The organism is Aeromonas sp. 160P, assembly GCF_055193095.1.
Window position 1 is genome coordinate 2,166,414 of record NZ_JBUXKV010000001.1, and the last position, 20,386, is coordinate 2,186,799.

The window sequence follows — 20,386 nt, forward strand, 5'->3', positions numbered from 1 at the left end:
ACTTGAATCTTGGCGGCAATGGCCGTTTACTATGCCGCCATAACAGATCGCCGCCATATCTTATGTGGCTACCATTACAGCGATGCCGTCGGCCCTGTGCGGCGCCATAACATTAAGGGGGGGCTCGACGAGCGACCCTCACAGCCCCTGAGCGTGGGAGAGAAGAGAATGACAACACTTAGTCAGGAAGCCTTGCTGGTCAGGGCTGCCCTCGAAGCCCAGGGACTGGAAACTCCCCTGGTCGCCAACGAGCTGAACAGCCAGCAGAAGCGGGAGAAGATCGAAGGCCATATGCGCTCCATCATGGAGACGCTGGGGCTGGATCTGGTCGATGACAGTCTGGCCGAAACGCCGCACCGCATCGCCAAGATGTACGTCAACGAGATCTTCTCCGGCCTTGATTATGCCACCTTCCCCAAGGTGACGGTGATCGAGAACAAGATGCAGGTGGACGAGATGATCATGGTGCGGGACATCAGCCTCACCAGTACCTGCGAGCACCACTTCGTCACCATCGACGGGCTGGCCCATGTGGCCTATATCCCTCGTGGCAAGGTGATTGGCTTGTCGAAAATCAACCGCATCGTGCAGTTTTTCGCCCGCCGTCCCCAGGTGCAGGAGCGGCTGACCCAGCAGATTTTGCTGGCGCTGCAGACCCTGCTTGGCACCAAAGACGTGGCCATCAGCATCAGGGCGACCCACTACTGCGTCAAGGCGCGCGGGGTGATGGACTCTACCTCCCATACCACCACCACCTCCCTCGGCGGGGTGTTCAAGACCCAGCCCGATACCCGGGCCGAATTTCTCGGCGGCCTGCGCGGATAAGATAAAGTAACGGTTATTTTGTAACCGCCGCTCTGAATAAACGAGACGCCAGCAACCATTGCTGGCGTTTTTCATTGGTAGCGGATGAGAACCTTGCCCCGCAACGGCTTGGCCTGCGGGGGCTGCATCAGGTAAACGTTATGCTGTTCTTCGATTTATTCATCTGAGCGGTATATTTAATCAGTGGTGAGCAGTTGCCCTCTCTCACCTTACAAAAAGTAACCAAACAGACTCTTTCCTAACCACCCCGATCTGGTTACTCTAGCGCCCCCTCACGGCTCTCGCTGCCGCTCATGGAATTCAGAGATATTCATCAAGGTTGGATGGTGCGCCACTGAACAAGTGGCCAGATAGTTCATGCCAGGAGGGCGTGAACCGGACGAGTGCAACGAATTTAACGACCACCAGGATACGCCATGAATACCAGTTCCATGACCATAGGCAAAAAACTCACCGCCGGCTTTGCCGTGCTCGGTTTGATGGTCGCCTTTATCGGCGGCTTCTCGTTGCTGGAATTCAGCAACATGAACCGGGCGGCTATCGGTTTTACCGACAGCATCCTGCCCGCAGTCAACCGCACTAATGACATCGGTGACAGCATCAGTGAGCTGCGTCGTTATGAACTGGCCCTGTTCCTGGTGGCCTCGGATCCCCAGAAGCGTGCCGAGTACCGCACCACGGCCGCCCAGTTGGTGGAGCGCCTCAAACAGCAGATGATTGACCACGACAAGACCATCTGGGCGCAGGACGTGGAAGAGCGTCGCACCTTCGATATCGTCAAAGCCGACTGGGCAAGCTACCTTGCCCTGCACCAGCAGGTGAAGCAGTTGCAGGATAGCGGTCTGATGAGCGAGGCCCAGCAAATCTTCATGGATCAGGGGATCCCCCTCTACAACAACCTGCACAAGTCGGTGGCGGAGCTGATCCGCATCAACCACGGTTATGCGACCGAGTCGCGCAAGGTAGTGGTTGGCTCCTATGACTCCGCCAAGCTGAGCGTCACCATTGCGCTGGTGCTCGGTCTGGTACTGGTCGTGGTGCTCTCTATGGTACTGACTCGTCAGATCCGCGATCCGCTCATTATGCTGGCCCGTCAGGCCCAACGCATTGCCAATGGCGAGCTGGGGCAGGGTGAGCTGCAGCAGTGGATCCGCGACAGCCGCTTCAACCGCGACGAACTGGGTCAGCTGGGTGCCGCCATCAACCGGATGCAGGGTTCCCTCTCCGATCTGGTGAGCGAGATCGCCGGTTCCGTGAGCCAGCTCAGCAGCGCAGTGGAGGAGGTGAGCGCCATCTCCAGCCAGTCTGCCAGTGGCATGGCCATTCAGCAGAACGAAGTCTCCCAGGTGGCGACCGCCATGAACGAGATGCAGTCCACCGTTAACGAAGTGGCCCGCAACACCACAGATGCCATGAGCGCCGCCAAGGATGCCTCCCGCACCTCGGCCGATGGCAGCGAGGTGGTGCGCAGCTCCATCGCCAGCATCGAAGAGGTGTCGGTCAAGATTGAACAGGCGGGTACTGTAGTGCAGCAGCTGGAGGCCGACAGCGCCAACATCAGCGTGGTACTGGATGTGATCCGCGATATCGCCGGTCAGACCAACCTGCTGGCCCTCAACGCCGCCATCGAAGCGGCCCGTGCCGGTGAGCAGGGCCGCGGCTTTGCGGTCGTGGCGGATGAAGTGCGTTCGCTGGCCCAGCGTACCCAGGACTCCACCGCCGAGATCAGCAAGATGATCGAGCTGTTGCAGAGCCGCGCCGCCGAGGCGGGCAACGCCATGCAGCTGAGCCGTCACCAGATGCAGGAGAGCGTCGGTCTGGCGCGGGATGCGGGTACCAGTATCGACACCATTAATGGTGCCGTGGTGCGCATCACTGACATGAATACCCTGATCGCCACCGCCACCGAAGAGCAGAACGCGGTGACCGAAGAGCTCAACCGCAATATCGTCAACATCCACAATGCCGCGGACGAGAATGCCCAGGGCGCCCATCAGATCGCCCAGGCGTGTGGTGAACTGAGCAAGCTGGCCAACACCCTGCATCATATGACCCAGCGTTTCACCCTCTAACCCGTGACGCATGGATAACAGAAGGCCCCGCCAATTGGCGGGGCCTTGTTGTTTCTGGCGTTGTGAAGTGAACTGAAGTGATCAGCTCAGGCCGACGATCTCGCCATCTTCATCAATATCGATATGGCGATAGGCAGGCAGACTGCCCAGCCCCGGCATGGTCATGATGGGGCCCGCCAGCGCATAGACGAACCCGGCACCGGCGCAGAGCTTCACCTCATCGATGGGCACCTCGAAATCGGTCGGCACCCCCTTTTTGGCCGGATCATGGCTGATGGAGAGCGGCGTCTTGGCCACGCAGATGGGCAAGTGATCCCACCCTTCTGCGGAGAGTTGCGCCAGCTGTTGGCGGGCCTTGTCGGAGAGCTGCACCCCGCGGCCGCCGTAGCCGCACTCCACCAGGGTCGCCAGCTTGGCGGTGAGGCTCATCTCGTCGGGGTAGAGCAGTTTCACCTTGCTGGGCTGCTCGCAGGCGGCGACCACGGCGTGGGCCAGTTCGCTGGCACCAGAGCCACCTTGAGTGAAGGCGTTGGAGATAGCTGCGCCACAGGCACCGGCTTGGCGCGCCTCATGGGCCAGCAGCGCCAGCTCGGCCTCGCTGTCGGTGGGGAAGCGGTTGATGGCGACCACCACCGGCACCCCGTAGCGGCGGGCGTTCTGGATATGCCAGGCGAGGTTGGCGCAGCCTTGCTTGAGGGTCGGCAGATCTTCCCCCTGCAGGCTAGCCGGTAGCGGCTGGCCCGGACGGATGTCGAGCAGGCCGCTGTTGGCCTTGAGGCCGCGCACCGTGGCCACCAGCACCACGCAGGCGGGGGTGATACCGGATTGGCGGCTCTTGATGTTGAAGAACTTCTCCAGCCCCATGTCGGAGCCAAAACCCGCCTCGGTTACCACATAGTCGGTCAGGCCAAGGGCGAGGCGATCGGCGATCACCGAGGAGTTGCCGTGGGCGATATTGGCAAAGGGGCCAGCGTGTACCAGCACCGGCGTCTGCTCGGTGGTCTGCATCAGGGTCGGTTGCAGCGCCTCTTTGAGTAGCACCGTCATGGCCCCTGCCACTTCCAGCTGCTCGGTAGTGATGGGCTTGCCGTGGATATCGCGGGCCAGCTGGATGCGACCGATGCGCTGGCGCAGATCTTTCAGATCGCTTGCCAGCGCCAGAATGGCCATCAGCTCGGAGGCGGCGGTGATGACGAAGCGATCGCTGCGCTCCACGCCATCGCTTGCGCCACCCTGACCTATGGTGAGGTGACGCAGGGCGCGGTCATTCATGTCGAGGGTGCGCGGCCAGAGGATATGGGCCGGGTCGATCTCGAGCCGTGGCAAACCGGTTCTGGCGCTGAACTCATCCCCCAGTTTCTGCTCGTGGAACAGGCGGGCATCGAGGGCTGCCGCCGCCAGATTGTGGGCTGCCGTCAGGGCGTGAAAATCGCCGGTGAGGTGAAGGTTCATCTCCTCCATCGGCACCACCTGAGCGTGGCCGCCACCGGCTGCGCCCCCCTTGACCCCGAATACCGGCCCGAGACTCGGCTGGCGGATAGTGGCGATGCTGGGCTGGCCGATATGGTTGAGCCCCATGGAGAGGCCAAGGGTGGTCACCGTCTTCCCTTCACCGAGCGGGGTGGGGGTGATGGCGCTTACCAGCACCAGCTTGCCTGCTTTTTTGGGTTGGGCCTTGAGCAGTGCCAGGCTGAGTTTGCCTTTGTAGTGACCGTGAGGGCTGAGCAGGTGCTGGGGGATGGCGAGGCGTTCGGCCAGCGTGTGAATGGAGAGACGGGGGGACTGGCGGGAGATCTCGATATCGCTTAGCATCAGCACCTCGTTGGCATATCGGGGTAAAATATGCGGCGCAGTCTAGTGGAATATAACGGGTAATCCAATGACGAAAACGATTTTATTTGGTGGTGGCGAGGTTCGTCAGAATCCTGTTCTGCTGGATCTCAACGAACTCTATCATCCCCCCAAGCAGCCGATGACGGCGCTGGGGATCGTCAGTGCGCTGGTACCGCTGTTCGGTTTCGGCTGGCAGGCGATGACCCAGGATCCAGAAAGCCAGCTGCGCCACGAGATCCGCAAGCGGGTTAACAAGCACAGAACTGATGAGGCGAACCTCATTCTGATCCTGCAACTGGCCGCCATGTTTGACTGCAGCGAGCTGGAAGTGGCGCTCCCCTATGCCCTCAGTGAGCCGCAGTTGTCGGTGATCCGCGCCCGTCTGCCACGCTGGCAGCTGCACCTCGAGAAGGAGCGTCTGCTCGCCAAGCTCATCCCTGTTGCCGCATCCACCGCCGCACCCGACCAGCGTTAGGTTTTAAGCCGGGTCAGCAGGCTGTACCCTCTGCTCTGGCAATCAGGCTGGCGCATCCCACTGTTGCGGGGCGAGATAGCGCTCCTGCACGAACTCGATAAAGCAGCGCACCTTGGCCGAGACGAAGCGGCGGTGCGGATAGACTGCATAGAGCCCCACCTCCCCCTTGTCCCACTCCGGTAGCAGGCTCACCAGCTGCCCTGTCTGCAGGGGCTCCCCCACGATAAAGGTGGGCTGCAATATGATGCCCTGATCATCACAAGCGGCGCGGGTCAGCGCTACCCCGTTGTTGGCCCGCAGCGGCCCCTGCGGTCGGATACTCTGCGCTTCGCCACCCTGTTTGAAGTGCCACTCCGGCTGGGTCAGGGTATAGACCAGACAGTCGTGCTGTTTGAGATCTTCCGGGCTCTGCGGCGTGCCCTTGCGAGCCAGATAGGCGGGGCTGGCGCAGAGTGCCAGCTTGATGGTGGCCAGCTGGCGTGCCACCAGCGAGGAGTCACTGAGATGGCCGATGCGCAGCGCCAGATCGAATCCCTCTTCCACCAGTGCCACCCGCCGGTCGCTGTACTCGATATCGAGCTTGAGATCGGGAAAGCGCTGGCGAAACAGCGGCAGGGCGGGGGAGAGGTGCAGGTAGCCAAAATCCATCGGCACCGAGAGCTTGAGGGTGCCGTGGGGTTGCTGGTTGTGGTGGGTCAGCTGGCTGTGGGTCTCTTCCAGCTCCGCCAGCAGGGCGAGGGATCGCTGGTAGTAGAACTGGCCCGCTTCGGTGGGATTGACCTGACGGGTGGTGCGCGACAGCAGCCGGGTGGCGAGGGACTCCTCCAGCTGCTGCATCAGTTTGGAGGCCATGGCGACCGAGATGCCGAGCTGGTTGGCGGCCTTGGTAAAGCTTTGGCACTCCACCACCTTGATAAAGGTGCGCATGGCGGCGATCTGGTCCATTTTCCATCCTCAGTAAATAATGAATTTAATAAATCGATGATTATTAATCTTCATAACGAGGTTAGCATTTTGGCCACTGAAGTGAACCCCAAGATGAAGGAACGAACGGATGAAAATGACCAAGGCTCTGCTGGCCTCCTGCCTGTTTATGGCGACCCCTCTGATGGCGGCGGATTACGATGTGGATGCGGCGCACACCACGGTGCAGTTCAAGGTGGGTCACCTGGGCTTCTCCGAGCTGGTGGGTCGCTTCAACACCTTCAGCGGTACCTTCAGCATGGATGACGCCAACCCGGCGACGGCCAAAGCGAGCTTTGAAGTGGATGCCGCCAGCGTCGATTCCAACCACGAGGCCCGCGACAAACACCTGCGCAGCCCTGACTTCCTCGATGTGAAGCAGTATCCCAAGATGACCTTCGTCAGCTCCGCTTACGAGGGCACCAAGGATAAAGGCGTGCTGAAAGGGACCCTGACCCTGCACGGCGTCGCCAAGGAAGTGGCCTTCGATCTGGTCAAGATCGGTGAGGGCAAGGATCCCTGGGGCGGCTACCGCAGCGGCTTCAACGCTTCCACCTCCATCAAGCGCAGTGATTTTGGCGTGAGCTACATGCTGCCCGGCATCCCGGACGAGATGAACATCAACCTGTTTGTCGAAGGCGTGCGCAAGTAATGGGCGCGGAACTGCTGCTGCAAACCCTGGCGGCTCCTCTGGGAGCCGCTTTGCTATCGTGGCGCTGGCCGCGACTGGGGTATCTGTGGGGCGCGCTGGCGCTCTGGCTGGTGGGATCCTTGCTCGGCGGCCTCTATGGCATTCCGGCCAAGGCGTGGCAGTGGCTGCCACTGACCTTGCTGGTGCCCGCCATTGCGGCTCAGGTGAGCGACCTGCGCGGATCGCTGCTGCTGTTTACACTGTTCAGTGCGCTGGTGTGGTGGCAGGGATTGGCCTCGGTACTGGCCAGCGAGCCGCTGATCTGGCTGGCGCTGCTGCCCGCCATCCTCTGGTTTGGCTGGAGTGGTCTGCGCGGTGACAGTCGCGAGGGGCTCGGTTTTGCCCTCGGCTTTATCTGGCTGGCGCTGGTGATCGGCATTGATGGCAGCCTGCTGATTGCCCAGCTGGCCGGTGCGCTGGCGGCTTTCGCCGGTTTTCGCGCGTTGCTTGCCACCTTCGCGGGCATCAAGGTGGCACCCGCCGCTCTGGCGCTGGCCCTCGCCTTCGTTCAGATGCTCGCCTGGCAATATGTGGAGGTGCCGCTGGTGGTGTTGCTGCCGGTCTGGCTGCTGCCGCTGCTGGAGTGGGCCTTGCGTGACCAGCGGTTGCCGCTGCGCTGGGGGGCACTGATCCTGCTCGCCGCCGCGGGAACCGGACTCAGCCTGCGGTGGGTGTGGCCTGCTGCTTCTTTGTACTGATTTTTGCATGAAAAACAGGCAATTACAGTCATTTTTGCATACCCGCTCATACTCTTGGCAGATAATGATTGAGCCCCCTATGTGTTTCAGATAAAAAGGATTTTCATTTTATTTGGACACACACAGAACCCGGTTATGCCGGGTTCTGTGTGTTTGCTTGCAGCACACTTTTTGCGGCACATAAGGAGGCCACAGTTGCGCAGTCAAGGATCTGAGCATCTGTTTTTTCGCCATTTCACCGGACAGGGACGCATCGACGGGCTCTGCATTCTGCTGGTCACTCATCTGCTGCCCGATCGCCCCCGTTTTATCGAGGCGCTTTCCCAGATTGGGCGGATTGGCGCCATTTTGCCCAAACCGAAATCGGTACACGGCCCGACCCTCGAGTGGGTATCCCAACACTATCCGGTGCTACCCCTCAACCGGCGCTGGACCAATGATCCCGACAGCCTCATCCAGCAGATTGCGCCGCTGGTGGCCCCCCACGAGCGATTGCTGATCCTCGATATCGGCGGCTACTTCGCCAGAACCCAGATGATCTTGAGCGAGTACTTCGGCCCCCGTTTCCTCGGGGTGGTGGAGATGACCGAGAACGGCCATCAGCGCTATGAGCAGGAGGTGCTGGCGACTCCGGTGGTGTCGGTGGCGCGCAGCCCCCTCAAGCAGGCCGAGGATATCCAGATTGGTTTGAGCGTGGTCTACTCCGCCGAGTCGCTGGCGCGCACCCTCAACCGCACCTTCAACGTTTGTGAAGCCGTGCTGTTCGGCTATGGCAAGGTGGGGCGCAGCATCGCCCGCGACTTGCGTGGTCGCAACCTCCATCTCGGGCTGGTGGAGACCGACGTGCTGCGACAGGTCGAAGCGCTCTCCCATGGTTTTCGCTTGATCACCAAGGCCGAGGCCCTCGGCCGCGCCGAGCTGGTGATCTGCTCCACCGGCAACGGCTCGCTGGACTTGGCGGATCTGCAGGCGCTGCGCCCCGGTACCATGGTGGCCTCGGTCACCTCGGCCGACGACGAGTTTGCCTTCTCGCTGGCCCAGTTGCCGTGGCCGAGCGAAGAGGTGTGCGCCCATGTGCTGGCCCTCAACCGGCCGGATGGCACCCAGATCTACCTGCTCAACCGTGGCGAGGCGGTCAACTTCGTCCATGGCGCCGTGATTGGCGAATATGTCTATCTGGTGCTGGCGGAGATCATGGAAGGGATCCGGATGCTGGCGGCAGGCCCTCTTGCACCCGGCCTGTTCGAGCTGCCAGAATCGGCGATGCGTACCATTGCCCGCCATTGGCTGGCCGATTTTCATGGTGTTGACCAGCACTGATTTGACCAAACCGGGAGCGGCCATTGGGCGGCGGTACGCCACTTCCTGCCATTGGCCGATTTTTTATGGAGTCACTCATGACTGAATCCGAAACCCTGATCAGCAAACCCCGCATCGAAATCCGCTACTGCACCCTCTGTCGCTGGATGTTGCGCGCCGCCTGGCTGGCGCAGGAACTGCTCTCCACCTTCGACAGCGATCTGGGGGAGGTGGCGCTGGTGCCGGCCAGCAAGGGGGAGTTCCGCATTCTGGTGGGCGGGGTGCAGGTGTGGGATCGGGTGGTCGATGACGGCTTCCCCGAAGCCAAGGAGATCAAGCAGCGGGTGCGTGACGTCATCGCACCGGAGCGGGATCTCGGCCACTCGGATCGCAAGGCGGCCGAGTAGCGTCAACTTGGCATATCGCCCGCAAAGGTTGCCAGCAATATAAAAAAGGAGAGGGAGGCCATGGCCTCCCTCTCCTTGTTTAGTTTCCCGCCTGTGGGGATGTGGCAATAACCTTATGCGCGCCAAGCGGCGGTCAGGCGCACCAGCTCTATCAGGGTGGCGACCGATTTTTCCATGGATTGCAGCGGGATGAACTCGTGCTTGCCGTGGAAGTTGTGGCCACCGGTGAAGAGGTTGGGGCAGGGCAGACCCATGAAGGAGAGGCGGGCGCCATCGGTACCGCCGCGAATGGGCTTGATCTTCGGCACTACGTCGGCGGCCTCCATGGCGGCGCGCGCCAGCTCGACGATATGCATGTGCGGCTCGATCTGGCTGCGCATGTTGCGATAGCTGTCGGTCAGGGTCAGCTCGATGCGGGCCTTGGGATACTCGGCCTGCATGGCGGCGACCCGGCTTTCCATCTCGGCCTTGCGCGCAGCGAAATGCTGGTCGTCGAAGTCACGGATGATGTAGTGCAGGGTACACTCCTCCACGGTGCCGTTCATCTGGGCCAGATGGAAGAAGCCCTCGTAGCCTTCGGTACACTCCGGGGTCTGCTCGGCGGGCATGGCGGCGTGGAAGCGGGCGGCCAGGGTCTGGCTGTTGATCATGCTGCCCTTGGCGGTGCCGGGGTGGACGTTGTTGCCGACAAAATGCAGGTTGGCGCTGGCGGCGTTGAAGTTCTCATACTCCAGCTCCCCCAGTTCGCCGCCATCCACGGTATAGGCCCACTTGGCCGGGAATCTGTCCAGCGGGAACAGGTTGGCGCCACGGCCAATCTCTTCATCCGGGGTGAAGCCGACCCAGATATCGCCACGCGGGATCTCGGGGTGGGCTTGCAGATGGTCGATGGCGGTGAGGATCTCGGCGATGCCCGCCTTGTCGTCGGCGCCCAGCAGGGTGGTGCCGTCGGTGGTGATGAGATCCTGACCCAGGTAGTTTTTCAGGAAACGGTAGTCACGGATGGCGAGCACCTCGTCACCCTTACCAAGGCAGATGTCGCCACCCTGATAATTTTCAATGAGCTGGGGCACCACGTGCTCCGCCTCGTAGTCGGCAGTGTCCATGTGGGCAATCAGGCCGATGGCGGGGGCGTCCGGCTGGTTGCCCGGCAGGCAGCCGGTGAGGTAGCCGTGCTCATCCAGGGTGACCTGGGTCAGCCCCAGTGCGTCCATCTCCCCTTGCAGGGCACGAGCAAAGATCAGCTGGCCTTCGCTGCTGGGGCAGGCTGGATTGGTCTCATCGGAGCGGGTATGAAAAGTCACGTAACGCAGAAAACGCTCAAGCAGGGTATCCATTAGTCAGCCTCTAACCGGTTGTGAGCGGTTATTGTGGTCAATCCGTGTCGGCCACTCATTGCGTCAGCGCAGGTTTTTCCCATTTTTTGACGCACAGCGCGGCGGCTCGCCGAATGGCAGTCGGGTACCCGTGGCGTGCCGGTGCGCATAAAATGTGGCGTTATCGCGATATTTAGGCGCTGGTGGTGGGGGTGAAATTCCCCCCAGCCACCGCACAGCAAGGCGTCAGCCTTGCCGTGTCGTTTTAACACACTTTTCAAGGGGAAATAGCTGCATCGCATAACCAGTGCCACCCCAGAGCCCGCCTGCCCGCCAGCAAGATTTCATCCCTTGGTTAAAAGGGGATTTTGAGCACTCTTTTTTATTGTCACTGCCTGCGGTAAGTGTGTACACTCCGCGCCGATCCAAGGGCAACTTCTGAAGCAGGCAGCGCCGCCAGATACCCGACCGATCATACGCCTATAGGGCGAGGCACGCAGAAACGACAGACACTGCTGGGCATGGTTTCTTTAATACCGGTTAGGCTCCGGTATCAGGGAGAGCAACAGACTCTCATCGTTCATTTGACCGAGTGGGCCAATGGCTCATCATCTTCCCTTGTCATGGGTGGTCACTTGATGTGAGCTGGGCTGTGGTTGTTGTCGTCTATCAACACGCATGCGTGCTGGCGTCTTCGCTTCTCTTCCTTGAAACCCTCTCCTTCTGTCGTGATGGCTGCCGAATGATGAACTGACGGCGTGGCTGATGTCGTCTGTCATCAAAGTACCGCGGCGCCCCGTTTAAGGTGGCACCGCATACCGTTGAGCTTGATGTAAAGCCACCAGCCCCACATCAAGACTCGTTACTTCCCAAAATCCACCAGACAGCGTTGGCTTGCCACGATGTACAGAAAGAGGGTCTGGATGTGATAGAGGGTAACGAAGGCGATTTCTGGTCGCTCATTTGCGAGGCATAGCCCATGACTAACTGGTCCAGCAAGGACTCCTTGAAGGTCTACAACGTTCCCTACTGGGGTGCGGGTTTTTTCAATATCAATGACGCCGGTCAGGTGACCGTTGCTCCCGACAAGTCGCGCCCTGATGCACATATTGTCATCTCTGATGCCATCGAACAGTTGCGTCAATCCGGGCTGACTACCCCCGTGTTGCTGCGTTTCCCCGACATCCTCAAGAGCCGGGTCGATGCACTGTTCAACGCCTTTGGTCAGGCCATCGAGAAGTCAGGCTATCAAGGGGAGTACCTGTGCGTTTACCCGATCAAGGTAAACCAGCAGCGTCGCGTCATCGAGACCATCAGCCAGTCCTACAGCGACAAGCCCCGGCTTGGCCTGGAAGCTGGGTCCAAACCGGAACTGCTGGCCGTGCTGTCCCATCACCATGATCAAGGATCGGTGATCGTCTGTAACGGTTACAAAGACCGCGAATATATTCGCCATGCCCTGCTCGGCAACCTGATGGGCCACAAGGTCTACATAGTGGTAGAGAAGCCCTCCGAGCTGGAAATGGTGCTGGACGAGTCAGCTCGCCTCAACATCAAGCCCAATATCGGGGTGCGCGCCAAGCTTGCCTCCACCGGCTCCGGCATGTGGGAATCGAGCGGCGGCTCCATGTCCAAATTTGGCCTCTCAGCCTCCCAGATCCTGGCGCTGGTCGAGCGCCTGCGCAGCCTGGACAAGCTGGATTGCCTGCAACTGCTGCACTTCCATCTGGGCTCCCAGATCGCCAACATCCGTGACATTCAGGGCGGGATCCGCGAGTGCGGCCGCTTCTATTCCGAATTGCGTCGTCTGGGTGTGCCCATCGACGTGGTCGACGTCGGCGGTGGTTTGGGTGTGGACTATGAGGGCACTCGCTCCCAGAGCCACTGCTCCGCCAACTACAGCCTCTCCGAGTACGCCAACAACGTGGTGTGGGGCATCGGCGATGTCTGCCGCGAGTTTGACCTGCCGCACCCCACCATCATCAGCGAGTCTGGCCGTGCCCTGACCGCCCACCACGCCGTGCTGGTCACCAATCTGATTGGTGCCGAAGGGGTGGAGATGAGCGACATCAGCGCGCCGGACGAAGACGCCCCCACCATTTTGCAGAACATGTGGAAAGGTTGGCTGGATCTGCGCAGCGAAGATCCCTCCCTGCTGGAGATCTTCCACGACTCGGTGGCCGATCTGGGTGATGTGAATACCCAGTACACCATGGGTCTCTTGAACCTTGAGCAGCGTGCCTGGGCTGAGATGCTGCACCAGAACACCTGTCTGGCGCTCAAAGAGCTGCTCAACCCGGTCAACCGCAACCACCGTGCGCTGGCGGACGAACTGAGTGAAAAGCTGGCGGACAAGTGTTTTGCCAACTTCTCCCTGTTCCAGTCCCTGCCAGATGCCTGGGGTATTGGCCAGGTGTTCCCGGTGATGCCGCTGACCGGGCTTGAGCGTCCGCTCACTCGTCGTGGCATCCTGATGGACATCACCTGCGACTCTGACGGTCAGGTGGAGCACTACGTCGATGGTCTGGGGGTCGAGAGCACCCTGCCGATGCCGGAGTACGCCGAGAACGAAGTGTGCCACGTCGGCTTCTTCCTGGTCGGTGCCTATCAGGAGATCCTGGGGGATCTGCACAACCTGTTCGGTGATACCCACTGCGCCGAAGTGTGGCTGGATGACGAAGGCAAGATGGACATTCGCAACATAGTGCGCGGCGACACCGTCGACCAGCTGCTGCGTTACGTCAACATCGACCCGTCAGTGATCCGCGAGAGCTATCAGCGGATCTCCGCCCATCCGGCGCTGGACGAGGCGACCCGCAAAGCCCTGCTCGACGAGCTGGAGCTGGGTCTGCAAGGCTACGCCTATCTGGAAGACGAATAAGCGTCCGCGCTTGACGTTCGCCGTGAAGGCATAAAAAAGGGAGGCATTTGCCTCCCTTTGTCATATCTGAGCGGTTATATCCACGCTATGCCTGCGAACTCAGCGCCAGTTGCAGGTCTCGTTGCAACTGCACGCTCTCATCCCCCTGGAGCTCCACCACCCCCAACTGCAGTGCCCCCTCGATGGTGAGGGTGCCTTCCAGCATGGCGTTGATGGCCGCCTCACTTAGCAACATCACTCGATCTTTGGGATTTGGGCCCGGGGTGTGCAGCTGGAGCAGTAGCGACTCCTTGCCCCGAACCCGGGACCAGAGCCCCGAATCAATGAGCAAAATGGAGATCCCCCCTTTGATACCGGCCTTCTGAAAACGGCTCCTCAGGGTTTGCAGCCAGGACTGGCTGCGGGTGAAACCGGCTTCGCCGGTCAGGGTTGGCAAGGGGGCCAGCCGGTCGCTGCTCACCGCGGCGGCGGTGGCCATGGCAATGTTGAACGTGCCGGGCCAGCTCTGTTCGAACGGGTTGGGGTAGAGGGCATCATAACCACAGCTCTGCCCCACCCCGGGGATGAAGCAGAGCAGAGCCATGCAGGCGCGCAAGGTGCGTTGCATCATGGTGTCACTATGTTGAACCAGAAGTTGAACTTGTCGAGCAGCGTGACGAAGTCGCTGAACGTCTGCTGCTCGCCCTCGATTTTGATCTCGCCGCTGGCGATCTTCTGCTCCATAGTGCCCTGACCGAGCTGAATATCATCCAGCGTCTTCTTGCTGAGGGTAATGGTCACATCAGGCTTGGCGGCATAGCGGGTGGTGTGGTTCAGCACCGAGTTCTCCAGGCTCAGGGTATGTTTCTCGCCGATGTCGGTGAAGTCCATGTTGATGACCATCTTCTTGCCCGCCGCTTTCTCGGGGTTAATGCGGACCGAGAGATAGTCAAACAGCATGCTGGGGCTCATGGCACGGATGGTATCCGGCGAGGCGGTGACTGTTCCGCCAACGTTAGGAACGCCATTGCGCAGCTCATAGGCGCCTTGCAGATAGACGGAGCGCCACGGGCCGGATTCAGCCTGATAGCCCAGCTGCTCCAGCGCATCCGCCAGCAGCAGCTTGCCCTCTGTGTTGTTCGGGTTGGCAAACACCAGATGCTTGAGCACTTCTGCTACCCAGCGATACTCCCCCTTGTCGAACGAGGCCTTGGCCTTTTTCAGTACCTCCTGCTCACCCCCCATGAACTCGATATATTTGGGGCCGACCATTTCTGGGGGCAGGTTGTCTAGATCGGAGGGGTTGCCAGAGTACCAGCCCATATAGCGCTGATAGACGGCGCGGCTGTTGTGGCGCAGGGTGCCGTAATAACCGCGATTCGGCCAGAAGTCGTTGAGCTCGGGGGGAAGGGTGATCTGTTCCGAGATCTCCTCGCCGGTGTAACCCATGTTCATCAGGCGAACGGATTGATCGTGGATGTATTTGTAGAGATCCCGCTGCTTCTTGAAGTAGTCGACGATGTTGGCATTGCCCCAGCGTGGCCAGTGGTGGCTCTGGAACTTGACCTCGGCCTGATCACCCCAGGTTTCGATGGTCTCGTTGAGAAAGCTGGCCCACTTCAGTGCATCGCGCACCTGCGCGCCGCGCAGGGTGAGGATGTTGTGCATGGTGTTGGTGGTGTTTTCGGCCATCCACAATGCTTTGCTGTCCGGGAACCAGGTATTCATCTCGGCGGGGGCTTCGGTGCCCGGGGTCATCTGGAAGACCATCTTGACGCCATCCACTGTCAGCGTCTCACCGGTTTTGGTGATAAAGCGGGTCGGCAGCAGCAGTGAGGGCACGCCGGTGGAGGTGGTTTGCCCCAGACCGCCGTTGACGCCCCCCTGCGGGTTGCGCGGCAGCAGGGCGCCGTACATGTAGACGGCGCGTCGGGCCATGGCATTGCCGGCGATGACGTTTTCCGACACCGCGTGCTCGGTAAATCCTTCCGGTGCGATGATCTCGACACCGTTCTTTTTCACCTCGTCCAGTGAGTTGAGCAGACCGGCGGCACCGCCGTAGTGATCCACGTGGGAGTGGCTGTAGACCACCGCGGTGACCGGTCGCTCCCCTTGGGTTTTGTTGATGAAGGCCAGCGCCGCCTTGGCGGTTTGCGGGGAGATCAGTGGATCGAACACCACCCATCCCTTGTTGCCTTCGATAAAGGTGATGTTGGAGAGATCAAAGCCGCGAATTTGGTAAATCTTGTCGGTGACCTTGAACAAGCCGTACTGCATGTTGAGCTGGGCATTGCGCCACAGGCTGGGGTTGACGGTATCTGGCGCGGCCTTGTCGAGGCCGATGTAGGTCTTGTACTGCTCCAGATCCCACACCACGTTGCCCTTGTCATCCTTGATGGTGAGGGTCTCCGGTTTGGCGATGAAGCCACGCTTGGCATCCTCGAAGTCCTGCTGGTCATTGAAGGGCAGGGTGGTGAGCACCTGCTGGTTTGCCTTCATGGTAAATTCGCTCGCGGGCTTGGGGTCGATGGCGGTCTTGGCAGACTGTACAAGAGCAGGTTGTACAAGCAGCGCGCCACAGAGCAAGAGCGAGAAAATCGTGGGGGTGGAAAGCCTCAGTTTCATCGGTATGACTCCAGATGGTGGTGTGGGTCGACAGGGCTAAGTGTAGTCAGGCTCAAGTCAGAGAAGAGAAGGGAGAGAATAGAGAGGGATGCTTGCGGTACAAACGCCATCAGGGAGGGAAACAGCGGGAGTTGTGCCCGCAGGAGCACAGCCGTTGCACACCTTGAGCTGTATCAAGATAGGTCGCTGTGGGTTGTTTTACGGTCAGGAGTGATGTTGATGGGATGTAACAAAAGGATGTGCATATGGAACTGAAAAGGGACCCGAGATGCTCCAGCAGCTGGGGCGCTTGTGAATCAGAGCCTGTAAATCCAATTGTGTAACCGCCCACGAATAAGTAACTTTTTCAAAAGGATACCTTCGTGGGTAAGCAAATGGACCAAGACAAACTCAAAGCACTGGCCGCTGAGCTGGCCAAAGACATCAAATCTGAAAAAGATCTCGGCACACTCACCCAACAGCTGATCAAGCTCACCGTGGAGACCGCGCTCAATGCCGAGATGGACGAGCATCTGGGCTACGAGAAACACGCCCCACAAGGCCGCGGGACCGGCAACAATCGCAATGGCTATTCCACCAAGCGCCTAAAAGGCCACCATGGAGAGGTCACCATCCAGGCGCCTCGTGACCGTAACGCCTCCTTCGAGCCTCAGTTTGTCCGCAAGGGGCAGTCACGCCTGACCCAGATGGACGACCAGATCCTCGCCCTCTACGCCAAGGGCTTGAGTACGCGGGATATAGTGGACGCGTTCAAAGAGATGTATGACGCCGACATCTCGGCGGGGCTGGTATCGAAGGTGACCGAACGCGTCATCGAGCAGGTCCACGAATGGCAAAACCGGCCGCTGGATCCGCTCTATCCCATCGTCTATCTGGACTGCATTGTGCTGAAGATCCGCGCGAACCAGCGGGTGATCAACAAGTCGCTCTATCTGGCACTGGGCATCAATATGGAGGGGCACAAGGAGCTGTTGGGCCTGTGGCTGGCCGAGACCGAAGGGGCAAAGTTCTGGCTGTCGGTCCTGACCGAGCTGAAGAACCGCGGCCTGGAAGACATCCTGATCGCGTGTGTGGATGGTCTCAAGGGCTTCCCTGATGCCATTGCCGTGGAATATCCTCAAACCAAGGTGCAACTGTGTATCGTCCACATGGTCCGCAACTCGTTGCGCTACGTCTCCTGGAAGGACTACAAGGCGGTGACGGCTGAACTGAAGCAGATCTACCAGTCTGCGACGGAGCGTGAGGCTAAGCAGGCGCTGGCGGCCTTCGGCGAACGCTGGGATAGCCAGTACCCGCAGATAGCGCGTTCCTGGCAGAGTCACTGGGTTAATCTGATCACGCTGTTCGATTATCCCCCCGCGATCCGGAAGGTGATCTACACCACCAATGCGATCGAGTCACTGAACAGCGTGCTGCGCAAAGCGACCAAACAACGGAAGCTCTTCCCGACCGATGAGTCGGCGCTCAAAGTGGCGTTTCTCGCGATACAGCAGGCCTCCAAGAAATGGACCATGCCGATCCAGAATTGGAAGCCGGCCCTGAATCGCTTTATTATCGAGTTCGGTGATCGCCTGAACGGTCACCTGTAATGGAGTGGGCAGTTACACAGAATTATTTACAGGCTCGTGAATCACCGAATTGACTTCTGGCCATATGGCCATCGGGCGCGTTGCCACGATGGCCACCATTTTTCACCGCTGCACCTAATCTCGGCGCGTTTTATTGCCCAGTAGCCCCTTGCCTAGCTCCAGTATGGCGACGGCCGCGGCGTAGCTGCTATCGGACTTGCCTATCTCATCCGCCACACAGAGAAAATTGGATTGGTACTTCTCGACGGCCTCTCGCGGGCTGGTTGCGTCAATAAAGTCCTCCTCCACCTCGAACCCTTGGGTCAGCAACGCCGCCTTTTCATGTAGAAACGTCGGGGATGCCATGTCGATAAAGGTGTATTGCTGCCGATTGGATGCCGGAACGGTAAAAAACTGGTATCTGGCCATGAGTAAATCCTCGCCTGAAGCGGGTGATAGATGAGGTGACGCTGGTTGTAATCTGTGGCTCGCAGGCGGCTTGCCTCGACATCGCAGACTGTGCGTGTCGGGAATACCGCATTCTGTTTTCGTTCGAGACTACTTTGTTGGTATCTGTCCGGCAAGTGGGGCACAGGGATTTTCTGGATGACCTGTTCATCTGCAGCGGCGTGGGCAGGCGCGATGCTGGGATGATGCCGGGCTCATATTGAGCCCGGCTTGTCAGCGCGGGGTTACAGCACGAAGCTCTGCACCATGGCGCGCAGCTGTTCGGTGAGCTGGTGGATCTGGCGGGCGGCATCGCGGGCGGCGTTGGCTACTTGCAGCGCCTCGTCGCTGCCATCTGAGATGCGCACCACGTTGCGTTCGATCTCGTTGACCACGGCGCCCTGCTGCTCGATGGCGCTGGCGATGATGGCGTTGGTATCAACCATCCGATCCACCTTCTCGGTGATAGCGCCGAAGGCCTGTTTCGCCTCCTGTGCCAGCCCGACCCCCTCCTGCGCTTCATGGCTGGCCGCCGACATGGCGGTGACCGAGGCACGGGCGCCGGATTGCAACTGCTCAATCATCTGCTGGATCTCGACTGTGGCCCCCTGGGTACGGTTGGCCAGGGAGCGCACCTCATCGGCCACCACTGCAAAGCCACGGCCTTGCTCACCGGCCCGGGCCGCTTCGATGGCGGCGTTGAGAGCCAGCAGGTTGGTCTGTTCGGCGATGCCGCGGATCACGCTGATGACGCCGCCAATCTGGCTGCACTGCTGCTCCAGCTGGCCTATGGTGTCGGCGGTGCGCAGCACTTCTCGGTTGATATGGTCGATGGCCTTGATGGTGCGCTCCACCACATCCTCGCCCTGACCGACCACGTTCTGCGCCTCCTGCGTCATGCGGGCGGCTTGCAGGGCATTGCCCGCCATGTCTTGTGAGGTGGCGGCCAGCTCCTTGATGGCGGTGGCGACCTGATGGGTCTCCCCTTGCTGATCGGCAATCACCTCTTGCGAGCGGCAGGTGCGCGCTTCGATGTCGGTGGCACTATCCACCACGGTGACGCCATTCTCCCGCACCCGCAGCATCAGGGTGCGCAGGGTCTCCAGGGTGACGTTGTAGTCCCGGCTGATGGCGGCCAGCTCGTCCTGACCGACGATCTCGATATGCTGGCTGAGATCCCGGGCGTTGACCCGGGCGGCAATATCACGCACCCGCCCCACGGTTTCGCGCAGGGAGATATAGGCGCCGATCATCAGGTAGAGGTAGAGCAGCAAGCTGGCGGTCAGCGGCCCGGTGACCCACCAGAAGTGGCGTTGGTTGGCGGCAAGGCGCTGGTGCAGGTCGGCCTCCAGCCGCTGGCGCACATGGCCTGCCAGTGCGGTGATAGCGCCATCCATGTTGTCCCCCAGTGCCTGCACCTCCTTGGTGGAGAGCTGCACCAGCTGATCTTTCATCATCTTGTTTTCCATGGTCTCGACCCCCTGACGCACCAGCTGTATCAGGGCATCGGTCTGCTGGCCCAGCTCGGCGCGGTAGGCCGGTTCGATCTGGTAGAGCAGGGTCAGGTCAGCTTCCAGCTCCTGCAGGGTGGCATTGATAAGGTCGAGACGAAAACGCAGGCCGCTGTAGCCCTCTGCCTGAAACAGGCCGAAGTCGGCGATGGTGGCGGCGCGATCCCGCACCTGAGCCAGCAGGTCGCGCAGCTGTGGCAACCGCTCGCTGGCGAGGATCACCATGTAGTAAGTGCCGAGCGCCGGATCCTGAATAAGGCTGCTGGAGGCGGTGATGTGCTTGTAGAGGTGGCGCACCCCGGTCAGCAGCTTGTCGTGGCGCAGGTTGCTCTGCTCCACCTCCAGCTTGCCCGCTTCACTCTGCAGGGCGGCCCAGCCCTGCTTGAGGGCATCAAAGGAGGGGTTGTTCTGGCGGGTGTCGGCAAAGGCTTGCAGGCTCTGTTCCACCGCTTGCGCGGCCGCCTTGAGCTGATCGTCACCGACCGGATCTACCTCATAGGCGTGGCGGGTCACCAGATTGCGATGGGTGAGCAGGGCCTGTTCGATGGCGGGAAGGGGGGCGAGATTGACCACCCCCGCCAGCTCCCGGTTGGCCTGCTCGCTGTCATCTTGTAGCCGTCCCAGCAGATTGGCCATGCTGTAGGCCAGCGGTAGCAGCATCAGGCAGGACCAGAGCAGGAATTTGTATTTGAAGGAGAGCTGATTGCCCAGCCGGATGGCGGGGTTGAAAATCCATTTCATGTTAAGCCTCGATACCTGAGTGCGGGCGTGATGGGTGCTGCCTGAATAGTACTCT

At 60.3% G+C, this 20,386-nt stretch carries 16 protein-coding genes; 9 read left to right on the forward strand and 7 right to left on the reverse strand.

Annotation, left to right across the window (positions count from 1 at the left end):
* Positions 1–168 precede the first annotated feature (168 nt).
* Together folE and ACY8FN_RS10355 are read left to right on the forward strand one after the other, a co-directional pair.
* The gene (gene folE, locus ACY8FN_RS10350) at positions 169–825 is read left to right on the forward strand and encodes a GTP cyclohydrolase I FolE (RefSeq protein WP_101324275.1); all 657 of its coding nucleotides are present in this window, start codon (positions 169–171) and stop codon (positions 823–825) included.
* Between the two features lie 416 nt (positions 826–1,241).
* Positions 1,242–2,897: a methyl-accepting chemotaxis protein gene (locus ACY8FN_RS10355; RefSeq protein ID WP_463099958.1), complete on the forward strand. Its 1,656-nt coding sequence runs from the start codon at positions 1,242–1,244 to the stop codon at positions 2,895–2,897.
* An 81-nt stretch (positions 2,898–2,978) separates the two neighbouring features.
* Here the strand turns inward: ACY8FN_RS10355 and ACY8FN_RS10360 are convergent, their stop codons facing one another.
* On the reverse strand, positions 2,979–4,709 hold the full coding sequence (locus tag ACY8FN_RS10360; protein ID WP_463099959.1) for a formate--tetrahydrofolate ligase: 1,731 nt from the start codon (positions 4,707–4,709) through the stop codon (positions 2,979–2,981).
* Between the two features lie 67 nt (positions 4,710–4,776).
* Here ACY8FN_RS10360 and ACY8FN_RS10365 point away from each other — a divergent pair, with 67 nt between their 5' ends.
* A complete protein-coding gene (locus ACY8FN_RS10365; RefSeq protein WP_463099960.1) occupies positions 4,777–5,205 on the forward strand; it encodes a hypothetical protein in 429 nt (142 codons plus the stop codon).
* Between the two features lie 42 nt (positions 5,206–5,247).
* On the opposite strand, the gene ACY8FN_RS10370 is transcribed toward ACY8FN_RS10365, so the two are convergent.
* The gene (locus tag ACY8FN_RS10370; protein WP_101324279.1) at positions 5,248–6,150 is read right to left on the reverse strand and encodes a LysR family transcriptional regulator; all 903 of its coding nucleotides are present in this window, start codon (positions 6,148–6,150) and stop codon (positions 5,248–5,250) included.
* A gap of 109 nt (positions 6,151–6,259) precedes the next feature.
* On the opposite strand from ACY8FN_RS10370, the gene ACY8FN_RS10375 reads away from it, so the two are divergent.
* The 4 genes from ACY8FN_RS10375 to ACY8FN_RS10390 all read left to right on the forward strand — a co-directional run bounded on the left by ACY8FN_RS10375 (position 6,260) and on the right by ACY8FN_RS10390 (position 9,263).
* On the forward strand, positions 6,260–6,820 hold the full coding sequence (locus tag ACY8FN_RS10375) for a YceI family protein (protein ID WP_463099961.1): 561 nt from the start codon (positions 6,260–6,262) through the stop codon (positions 6,818–6,820).
* Complete coding sequence (locus tag ACY8FN_RS10380) at positions 6,820–7,557, forward strand: hypothetical protein (RefSeq protein ID WP_463099962.1); 738 nt, start codon at positions 6,820–6,822, stop codon at positions 7,555–7,557. Before ACY8FN_RS10375 ends, ACY8FN_RS10380 begins: the two co-directional genes overlap by 1 nt.
* A gap of 195 nt (positions 7,558–7,752) precedes the next feature.
* Positions 7,753–8,877 carry an adenosylhomocysteinase gene (locus ACY8FN_RS10385; protein WP_139729392.1) on the forward strand — a complete coding sequence of 375 codons (1,125 nt, stop codon included), beginning with the start codon at positions 7,753–7,755 and terminating at the stop codon, positions 8,875–8,877.
* A gap of 77 nt (positions 8,878–8,954) precedes the next feature.
* Entirely contained in the window at positions 8,955–9,263 is a 309-nt protein-coding gene (locus ACY8FN_RS10390) for an Rdx family protein (RefSeq protein WP_019445942.1), read from the forward strand.
* A 113-nt stretch (positions 9,264–9,376) separates the two neighbouring features.
* Here ACY8FN_RS10390 and pepT read toward each other — a convergent pair whose 3' ends face one another.
* Positions 9,377–10,600, reverse strand: a complete 1,224-nt coding sequence (gene pepT / locus ACY8FN_RS10395; RefSeq protein ID WP_463099963.1) for a peptidase T — start codon at positions 10,598–10,600, stop codon at positions 9,377–9,379.
* Between the two features lie 958 nt (positions 10,601–11,558).
* Here pepT and speA point away from each other — a divergent pair.
* On the forward strand, positions 11,559–13,460 hold the full coding sequence (gene speA, locus ACY8FN_RS10400; protein ID WP_042021166.1) for a biosynthetic arginine decarboxylase: 1,902 nt from the start codon (positions 11,559–11,561) through the stop codon (positions 13,458–13,460).
* An 85-nt stretch (positions 13,461–13,545) separates the two neighbouring features.
* Here speA and ACY8FN_RS10405 read toward each other — a convergent pair whose 3' ends face one another.
* Both ACY8FN_RS10405 and ACY8FN_RS10410 read right to left on the reverse strand, forming a co-directional pair.
* The gene (locus ACY8FN_RS10405; RefSeq protein WP_463099964.1) at positions 13,546–14,070 is read right to left on the reverse strand and encodes a hypothetical protein; all 525 of its coding nucleotides are present in this window, start codon (positions 14,068–14,070) and stop codon (positions 13,546–13,548) included.
* Positions 14,067–16,064, reverse strand: coding sequence for an alkyl/aryl-sulfatase (locus ACY8FN_RS10410; RefSeq protein ID WP_463099965.1), 1,998 nt, complete (start codon positions 16,062–16,064; stop codon positions 14,067–14,069). Before ACY8FN_RS10410 ends, ACY8FN_RS10405 begins: the two co-directional genes overlap by 4 nt.
* Before the next feature lie 374 nt (positions 16,065–16,438).
* Here ACY8FN_RS10410 and ACY8FN_RS10415 point away from each other — a divergent pair, with 374 nt between their 5' ends.
* Positions 16,439–17,653 carry an IS256-like element ISAs3 family transposase gene (locus ACY8FN_RS10415; protein WP_463099048.1) on the forward strand — a complete coding sequence of 405 codons (1,215 nt, stop codon included), beginning with the start codon at positions 16,439–16,441 and terminating at the stop codon, positions 17,651–17,653.
* A gap of 114 nt (positions 17,654–17,767) precedes the next feature.
* Here the strand turns inward: ACY8FN_RS10415 and ACY8FN_RS10420 are convergent, their stop codons facing one another.
* Together ACY8FN_RS10420 and ACY8FN_RS10425 are read right to left on the reverse strand one after the other, a co-directional pair.
* Positions 17,768–18,061, reverse strand: coding sequence for a hypothetical protein (locus ACY8FN_RS10420; RefSeq protein WP_463099966.1), 294 nt, complete (start codon positions 18,059–18,061; stop codon positions 17,768–17,770).
* A 263-nt stretch (positions 18,062–18,324) separates the two neighbouring features.
* On the reverse strand, positions 18,325–20,331 hold the full coding sequence (locus ACY8FN_RS10425; RefSeq protein ID WP_463099967.1) for a methyl-accepting chemotaxis protein: 2,007 nt from the start codon (positions 20,329–20,331) through the stop codon (positions 18,325–18,327).
* Positions 20,332–20,386: the final 55 nt, after the last annotated feature.

What these genes read in the sequence shown, in the direction of transcription:
- folE (WP_101324275.1), top strand. Translation starts at nt 169, where the DNA reads ATGACAACACTTAGTCAGGAAGCCTTGCTGGTCAGGGCTGCCCTCGAA.
- ACY8FN_RS10355 (WP_463099958.1), top strand. Translation starts at nt 1,242, where the DNA reads ATGAATACCAGTTCCATGACCATAGGCAAAAAACTCACCGCCGGCTTT.
- ACY8FN_RS10360 (WP_463099959.1), bottom strand. Translation starts at nt 4,709, where the DNA reads ATGCTAAGCGATATCGAGATCTCCCGCCAGTCCCCCCGTCTCTCCATT.
- ACY8FN_RS10365 (WP_463099960.1), top strand. Translation starts at nt 4,777, where the DNA reads ATGACGAAAACGATTTTATTTGGTGGTGGCGAGGTTCGTCAGAATCCT.
- ACY8FN_RS10370 (WP_101324279.1), bottom strand. Translation starts at nt 6,150, where the DNA reads ATGGACCAGATCGCCGCCATGCGCACCTTTATCAAGGTGGTGGAGTGC.
- ACY8FN_RS10375 (WP_463099961.1), top strand. Translation starts at nt 6,260, where the DNA reads ATGAAAATGACCAAGGCTCTGCTGGCCTCCTGCCTGTTTATGGCGACC.
- ACY8FN_RS10380 (WP_463099962.1), top strand. Translation starts at nt 6,820, where the DNA reads ATGGGCGCGGAACTGCTGCTGCAAACCCTGGCGGCTCCTCTGGGAGCC.
- ACY8FN_RS10390 (WP_019445942.1), top strand. Translation starts at nt 8,955, where the DNA reads ATGACTGAATCCGAAACCCTGATCAGCAAACCCCGCATCGAAATCCGC.
- pepT (WP_463099963.1), bottom strand. Translation starts at nt 10,600, where the DNA reads ATGGATACCCTGCTTGAGCGTTTTCTGCGTTACGTGACTTTTCATACC.
- speA (WP_042021166.1), top strand. Translation starts at nt 11,559, where the DNA reads ATGACTAACTGGTCCAGCAAGGACTCCTTGAAGGTCTACAACGTTCCC.
- ACY8FN_RS10405 (WP_463099964.1), bottom strand. Translation starts at nt 14,070, where the DNA reads ATGATGCAACGCACCTTGCGCGCCTGCATGGCTCTGCTCTGCTTCATC.
- ACY8FN_RS10410 (WP_463099965.1), bottom strand. Translation starts at nt 16,064, where the DNA reads ATGAAACTGAGGCTTTCCACCCCCACGATTTTCTCGCTCTTGCTCTGT.
- ACY8FN_RS10415 (WP_463099048.1), top strand. Translation starts at nt 16,439, where the DNA reads ATGGACCAAGACAAACTCAAAGCACTGGCCGCTGAGCTGGCCAAAGAC.
- ACY8FN_RS10420 (WP_463099966.1), bottom strand. Translation starts at nt 18,061, where the DNA reads ATGGCCAGATACCAGTTTTTTACCGTTCCGGCATCCAATCGGCAGCAA.
- ACY8FN_RS10425 (WP_463099967.1), bottom strand. Translation starts at nt 20,331, where the DNA reads ATGAAATGGATTTTCAACCCCGCCATCCGGCTGGGCAATCAGCTCTCC.